The organism is Protofrankia sp. CiP1_Cm_nod4 (assembly GCF_982290645.1).
In genome coordinates, this window is sequence record NZ_CEVIVC010000111.1 from 15,956 (window position 1) to 16,952 (window position 997).

Annotated in this window: 1 protein-coding gene; it reads right to left on the minus strand. The window is 75.9% G+C overall.

The genetic code is table 11. The features are described from left to right. Positions 1 to 106: 106 nt before the first annotated feature. Positions 107 to 997, minus strand: an 891-nt coding sequence (locus AC5LSR_RS18160) for a branched-chain amino acid ABC transporter substrate-binding protein (protein ID WP_493468716.1), incomplete at its 5' end; no start/stop codon positions are given.

Here is a 997-nt window from a genome sequence, read left to right on the forward strand (position 1 = left end):
CGAGCGGAGCGGCCGGCCGGCGGTGCTGGCCGGGCTGGCCGGCCGGCAGAGCACCCGGCCAGCCCGGCCTGCGCCGCCGGCCCGAAGCCCGGATGGTGCCGCCGGCTCAGGGCCCGGTCAGCGCCGCGGTGGTTCCGAGCAGGTGCCGCCGGCCGCCGCGGACCTGGTAGACGTACACGGTGGTATCGGCGGCGTCACCGCTCGGGGCGAAGGCGACCCGCCTGGTGACGCCCTGGATGTCGACCGAGGCGAACGTCTGCGTCACCGCCTCCCGGCCGGCCCTCGGCCCGAGAGCGCGCAGCGCCTCGACGACCGCGGTCGTGGCGTCGTACGCCTCCCCGGAGCAGCTGCCCGGTTCCGCGCCGCCCGTGACCCGCCCGTAGTCCGCGACGAAGCCGGCGGCCCGCGGGTCACCGGGGGGGCCGCCGCACGGGCCGATCAGGTAGGCGCCCTCGGCGCCCTCGGCGCCCGCCGCGGCGGCGAACCGGTCGTCGGCCGGCCCGTCGCCGCTCATGACGGCCCCGGTGAACCCCCCGGCGCGCAGCGCCCCGGCCAGCGACGCGAACTCCTGGGGATGACCGGCATAGAACACCGTGTCCGGTTTCCCGGATATTATTTTCGCCGCCTCGGCGGTATAGCTCCCCGTGGACTCGACGGCATCGTGCGTGACCGCCGCCCCCCGGGCCCGCAGCTCCTTCTCGAAGGCGCCGGAGAGCGCCGTGCCGTATACGCTCCCGTCGTCCAGGGAGAACACCCTGCGGGATCTGAGCGCCTTCGCGGCGTAGTCGGCGGCGGCGGTTGCCTGCGCGGTGTCGGAGGCGGCCACACGGTAGAAGCTGACGAAACCGAGCCCGGTCAGCCGCGGATCCGTCGCGGTCGGGCTCACCGACAGCAGGCCGGCCTGGCTGTAGAGCGGTTCGCTCGCCCCGGCGGTGTCCGAGGACAGCGGCCCGACCACGGCGATGACGTCCGGATCGTCGATGAGCCTGCGGGCGGC